Source organism: Streptococcus danieliae, from assembly GCF_025447695.1.
Taxonomy (GTDB): Bacteria; Bacillota; Bacilli; order Lactobacillales; family Streptococcaceae; genus Streptococcus; species Streptococcus danieliae.
In genome coordinates this window covers 1-6,161 of the sequence record NZ_JAOBSU010000105.1, presented here as the reverse complement: position 1 = coordinate 6,161, position 6,161 = coordinate 1, and the positions used below count along the sequence as shown (strand labels likewise).

The 6,161-nt window shown below is 45.6% G+C and carries 6 protein-coding genes; 4 read left to right on the top strand and 2 right to left on the bottom strand.

Features of this window, described 5'->3' with window-relative positions; translation table 11 throughout:
* Positions 1-101 precede the first annotated feature (101 nt).
* Genes lepB through N4310_RS07240 form a run of 4 tightly spaced genes read left to right on the top strand, consistent with a single transcriptional unit; the run spans position 102 to position 2,797 of the window.
* A complete protein-coding gene (lepB, locus tag N4310_RS07255; RefSeq protein WP_262092656.1) occupies positions 102-662 on the top strand; it encodes a signal peptidase I in 561 nt (186 codons plus the stop codon).
* Positions 663-665: 3 nt separating this feature from the next.
* Positions 666-1,307 (top strand): amino acid ABC transporter permease, encoded by a 642-nt coding sequence (locus tag N4310_RS07250; RefSeq protein ID WP_160332253.1) that lies wholly within the window; start codon positions 666-668, stop codon positions 1,305-1,307.
* 9 nt (positions 1,308-1,316) lie between these two features.
* A complete protein-coding gene (locus N4310_RS07245; RefSeq protein ID WP_160332254.1) occupies positions 1,317-1,946 on the top strand; it encodes an amino acid ABC transporter ATP-binding protein in 630 nt (209 codons plus the stop codon).
* An 11-nt stretch (positions 1,947-1,957) separates the two neighbouring features.
* A complete protein-coding gene (locus N4310_RS07240; protein ID WP_262092655.1) occupies positions 1,958-2,797 on the top strand; it encodes an amino acid ABC transporter substrate-binding protein in 840 nt (279 codons plus the stop codon).
* A 347-nt stretch (positions 2,798-3,144) separates the two neighbouring features.
* Here the strand turns inward: N4310_RS07240 and N4310_RS07235 are convergent, their stop codons facing one another.
* Together N4310_RS07235 and N4310_RS07230 are read right to left on the bottom strand one after the other, a co-directional pair.
* Positions 3,145-4,605, bottom strand: coding sequence for an NCS2 family permease (locus N4310_RS07235; RefSeq protein WP_262092654.1), 1,461 nt, complete (start codon positions 4,603-4,605; stop codon positions 3,145-3,147).
* Between the two features lie 189 nt (positions 4,606-4,794).
* Positions 4,795-5,994 (bottom strand): cation diffusion facilitator family transporter, encoded by a 1,200-nt coding sequence (locus N4310_RS07230; protein WP_262092653.1) that lies wholly within the window; start codon positions 5,992-5,994, stop codon positions 4,795-4,797.
* Positions 5,995-6,161: the final 167 nt, after the last annotated feature.

The following is a 6,161-nucleotide window of genomic DNA, read 5'->3' as shown; positions in this document are numbered from 1 at the left end:
GAGGCCTATTTTTCCAGAGAAAAAGAAGGGGGTTCTGAAAAGACCTCCTTTTTTTCTATCTTTTTTCGTGATATAATAGGCAAAAGTATAAAGGAGAAGACATGGTCAGAAGAGATTTGTTCCGGAATGTGTTTATCACCTGTATCCTGGTGGTAATTTTTGTGCTCCTTCGTTTATTTTGGTTTACCCCTCATCATGTGACTGAAAAGGATGTTCAGAAGGGCTTGGAAGCAGCTGATTATGTATTGGCCTTTCATCAGAATGAGATTCCCAATGAAAGTATTGTCTTATACGAAGTCGATCAAAAAGAGTATGTTGGACGAGTGATTGCCCAAGGTGGAGAGAGGGCCGTCTATATGGATGATGTTTTGTATGTCAACCATGAGGTTAAGGATGAACCCTATATTCGGAGTATGAAAAATACCTATCAGGGGAAAACGAGTAATACAGGCAATCTGTTTACAGAAGATTTCACCATTGAGTCTTTGACCCAGTCCAAACAAGGTGTCATTGGACAGGAGGAATTCCTGATCTTGAATGATAATCGGCTGAATCATGAGGATAGTCGTAAGTTTGGCTTGGTTCAAAAGGATCAGATTAAGGGTGTAATTACCTTTCGTTTGACCCCGCTGGGGCGTTTTGGTTTTATAGATGTGGAGTAATAAATGGCTTACGTTTTAGAAATTTTACCTAGTTTGTTGCAGGGGGCTAATGTCACCCTGCAAGTTTTTAGTATTGTCTTAATTTTGTCGATTCCTTTGGGGATCTTGGTGGCATTTATCATGCAGGTGGAATCCAAACCTCTGCGTTGGTTGCTATCCATTTATATCTGGATTATGCGGGGGACTCCCTTGCTGTTGCAACTGATTTTTGTTTATTACATTTTGCCAAGTATCGGGATCCGGATTGACCGGATGCCAGCAGCAATTATCGCCTTTACCCTTAACTATGCGGCTTACTTTGCAGAGATTTTCAGAGGTGGGATTGATTCGATTCCGCGAGGCCAGTATGAGGCTGCCAAGGTGTTGAAATTTAGCCCTGTGCAGACCATCCAGTATATCATCCTGCCGCAAGTGACCAAGATTGTGTTACCGAGTGTGTTTAATGAGATCATGGCCTTGGTTAAGGATACTTCCCTGGTTTATGCGTTGGGGGTTACGGATCTGATCCTGGTCAGCCGGACTGCAGCCAATCGCGATGCGAGTTTGGCTCCGATGTTTGTTGCTGGAGCCATTTACCTCATTATGATTGGGGTGGTGACCTTAGTTTCTCGAAAAGTTGAACAAAAATACGCCTATGATCGCTAAGGAGACTGCATGTTAGAATTAAAAAATATTAATAAACGTTTCGGGGAGCGGCAAATCCTCAAAAACTTTAACTTAAATGTGCCTGAGAAGAAAATCCTAGCTATCGTGGGTCAATCCGGTGGTGGAAAGACGACTCTACTGCGGATGTTGGCGGGGCTAGAAACGATTGATAGTGGACAAGTGCTCTACAATGGTCAGGAGATCCCAGCTAGTGAGTTGGCCAGCATGAATCTCTTGGGCTTTGTGTTCCAGGATTTCCAACTCTTTCCACATATGACGGTCTTGGATAATTTAATCCTGTCACCTGTGAAGACCATGAATATGAAGCCAGATCAGGCCCAGCAAAAAGCGCGTCAACTCTTGGAGCGTTTGGGCTTGGCGGGGCTGGTTGATCACTACCCTCATGCCCTTTCAGGTGGGCAGAAACAGCGGGTGGCCTTGGCGCGTGCTATGATGATTGAACCTGAAATCATCGGCTACGATGAGCCGACTAGTGCCCTGGATCCAGGCTTGCGTTTGGAGGTTGAAAAACTGCTGATTCAAAACCGGGAAATGGGCATGACCCAGATTGTTGTCACCCACGACATGCAGTTTGCTCAAAACATCGCTGATGAAATCCTCGAAGTGATTCCCCAGTAGGAGGACTGCAGATGAAACGTATCATAGGATTCTTGACACTCCTCTCCCTGCTGGTTCTAACAGCCTGCAGTAGCCAGGTTACCGATCCCAAAACAGATGCCTGGGATAGCTATCAAAAACGCGGAGCTCTGACTATCGGTTTTGACAACACTTTCGTCCCGATGGGTTTCCAAGAGAAAAATGGAAGCAATGTTGGCTTTGACATTGACCTGGCGAACCGAATTTTTGAAAAACAAGGTCTCAAGGTTAACTGGCAACCGATTGATTGGGATATGAAAGAGACCGAACTCAATAACGGCACCATTGACCTCATCTGGAACGGCTACACTCAAACCGAAGAGCGAGCGGAAAAAGTCAACTTCAGCCTGCCTTACATGGCCAATGAACAAGTCCTGGTTGCCAAAAAGGCATCTGGCATCCAGACCCCGACGGACATGAAAGACAAGGTCCTCGGAGCCCAAGCAGGCTCCTCCGGTTACCTCAAATTTGAAGAGTACCCAGACCTACTCAAGCAGTATGTTAAGAACAACCGCGCAACCCAATACCAAAGCTTCAATGAAGCTTTGATCGACTTGGAAAACGACCGCATCGATGGACTTCTGATCGACCGTGTCTACGCCAATTACTACCTCACCCAAAAAGGTGTCTTAGAAGACTACCAGGTTTTCCCAGTAGGCTTCCCAGAAGAGGCCTTCGCGGTAGGTATCCGGAAAACCGACAAGACCCTCCAAGAACGCCTCAATCAAGGTCTCTCGGAACTCTACCAAACCGGCCAATTCCAAGAAATCTCGGACAAATGGTTCGGTGATGACGTTGCCAGCAAGCAACTAAAAGAAGAAGCTAAGAAGTAAAGAAATGAAAGTGAGAGGGTGCAAGCCCTCTTTTTTGACCGTTTAGGACGTTTCAATGACCGTTTGGGAAAGGGGAATCAATTGATGAAAATTTGTCATATACTTTAGGGCACCTCTAAAAACTAAATTTCTGAAAATCTAAATGTTGATTTATCAAGGTTTGAGTGATTCAATTTGAAGAAAAACTGGGGTTTTTAGAGGTGCTCTATAGCACAAAATGTGCAGTTTCTGTTTTATTATACTATATATTGTATCAAGACTATCTCCATAACGCAAAAAAGCAACGGCTTTAAAACCGTTGCTTTTTTGCATTAGTCAGAGGGGGTGCCCCAGCCTCTTTAAATTTCTTATAGCAGCGCTAAGATGATAAAGTTTAGAATGAAAAGGGCTGTAGACCCCCAAAGAATTGGGTGAATTTCTTTAGCCTTACCAGTGGATACCTTAACCAAGCAGTAGAAGATGAAGGCTGCTGCAATTCCGTAAGAGATGGAGAAGCAGAGGGCCATAAAGAAGGCTGCAAAGAAGGCTGGAAGGGCATCTTCGAATTGGCTCCAGTCAACATCTAGGAAGGATGAAACCATCATAACCCCGACAATGATCAAGGCTGGTGCAGTCGCTGCAGCAGGGACAATGCCGATAAAAGGAAGAATTAGGGTTGATAGAAGGAAGCAGACCGCTGTGGTTACAGCAGTAAGACCTGTCCGCCCCCCCGCAGAAATACCAGCTGCGGATTCAACATAGGTAGTTGTGTTGGAAGTACCAAAGAGGGCACCGATTGATGTTCCGATGGCATCAGCAAAGAGAGCCTTGTCCATTTTGGAGTTGAATCCAGTTGAGTTTTCAAGGGCTTCTTCATCTTGGGCAGAGAAGATTCCAGTTTTGCGTCCGGTTCCGATAAAGGTTCCAAGTGTATCAAAGGTATCTGACAAGCTAAAAGCGAAAATAGTCATAAAGACCAAAGGGAGGCGGCTAGAATCAGCGAAGAGGGAAGCGAACCCATCAAAAGCAGCTAAGAAGGTTGTTCCTAGTTCTCCAAAGGCTGTTGCTAGATTGTTGTTGGCGAAATCAATCGTTGAAAGATCGACAACACCAATCGGAATCCCGGCCAAGGTTGTCGCAACAATCCCGATAAGAATGGCTCCACGGACATTTTTAATCACCAAAACGGCGGTTAGGAGAAGACCGAAAACGGTGAGTAGCACGCTGGCATCTGTGAAGGTTGAAATGGCAGGAACAACACCCCCACCTGCAAAAACAGAAGTGATTCCATTGGCGAATGTTTCAGACTTGGCTTCAGCAGGTGCTACCCCGTTGACGGTGATAATGTCCGAAGCGGAAGTTAGGAAGGTAATGAGATTGGAGTTTTTGAAACCAAGGTAGGCTACAAAGACCCCGATCCCTCCACCGATAGCGTGCTGGAGGCTGACTGGGATGGACTTGATAATACTTTTCCGAACCTTGGTGATGGTGATAAAAACATTAAAGAGACCACAAAGGAAAACCATAGCGAGGGCTTCCTGCCAGGTAAAGCCAAGTCCGATAACGACAGTATAGGTAAAGAAGGCATTGAGCCCCATTCCTGGTGCCAAAGCATAAGGGACATTGGCAAAGAGCCCCATGACCAGGGTTGAAACGGCACTAGCAATAATGGTTGCCAAGAAAACGGCTTGTGTTGGCATACCAGCCACACTCAAAATGCTAGGATTGACAAATAAAATATAAGACATGGCGAAGAAGGTTGTAATTCCAGCCATAACCTCGGTTGATACGGATGTTCCGTACTCTTTTAAATTAAAAAACCGTTCCACGGGTTAAATCTCCTTTATTAACGAATGATATGACTATTCTAAACTAAATTCATTCGTATTTCAAGTCTTTTTTGACAAAAGTAAGAGGGGAGTGGGACAGGAGTCTGGGACAATCAGCTACTGCGTCAAAATCATTTCGCTAACTAAAATAATCGAAGTCGGACTTTTGTCCCCGCCTTCTTGCTTGGTCTATTCTGGAGATATGTCTTCGATCTGGGTTTCCTGGTGGAAAATTTGCTGCCAGTCTTCATGGCGGCGCCAGATGGTGGTGTGTTGTTTTCCTTCTAATTGATAGGAAACCAGTTTGGTTTTTTGGCTGATGGATTTAACTTGGAATTTTTTGAAGGCCATTTCTTGGTGCTTGGCAGCCAGGTAGGAGCTGCGGTTTTGGACTTGGCCGCTTGTAGGAATATAGGTAAAGTCATCGGCGATGTAGGTATCAAGATTTTGGCCGGCCTCGACCTGACTTTGATAGAGAAAGAGTTTTTTGAGGAGGAAGTCTAGATCTTCATCTTCTGGAATGGGGGAGGGTTCGATATGGATATCACTATCAAAGACACCGTATTGCTCTTGGAGTAATTGCTCTACTTGATCGGCGATGCTGTGGCTCTCGTAGACCGAGAGGTCGGGATTCATGGCTAGGGTGATGTCGAGGTAGATGTGACTGCCATAGCTGCGGCCACGGATTTCGAGGACCTGGTCGATTTTGGGAATTGTGAGGATGCTTTGGGTGTAGTGGTCCAACAGGTCTTCGTCAAAGCCATCTGAGAGGGAGAAAGTAGATTCCCGGAAGATGTCATAGGCTGTTTTGAGGATAATCATACTGATCAGAAGGGCGATGATTTTGTCGACTAGATAGAGTTGGAACTGGCTGGCGAGAATAGCCAGACTGGTCCCTAGGGAGGTGAGGACATCTGAAAGATTATCTAGGGCTGCAGCCTCTAAGGCCTTGGAGTGCACGCGCTTGGCCAGGTTCCGGTTGTAGAGATAGACGCCGGTCATGATAAGGGCCGAGAAGAAGCCGACCCACATGGCTTGAGGGTCGAAGTTTTCCTGCTGGGGCTGGATAAGGCCTTGAATACTCTGAAAGAGAACCTGAAAACCAACCAGTAACATAATTAGAGAGGTAATGAGACTGGCTAGATCCTCCATTTTCCAGTGGCCGAATTTGTGGTCGCGGTCGGCCGGTTTTTGGGCCAGGCGTAAACCGATAAGGACAGCCACATTGCCCAAAATATCAGTCATATTATTAAAGCCATCGGCTGTGATGGAAGCGGACCCGAAGAAATGGCCAGCGATGATTTTGAGGATTGAGAGGAGGATATAGGTCGCGATGGCCAGCAGGGCACCGCGTTCCGCCATTTTTAAATTCTGAGTCGGACTGGACATTGGAACTTCCTTTTTTGCTTTTTCAAAAAGTTTAACAAAAGGGTCTCGGAAATTCAATGACGGCGATTGAAGGTTAAGGACGGCAAATGTTATAATCCCGAGTTTATCAGTTTAAAAAAGACAAAGGATAGCTAACCCCTTGTGTACCAAGGAGTTTGGCCATCCTT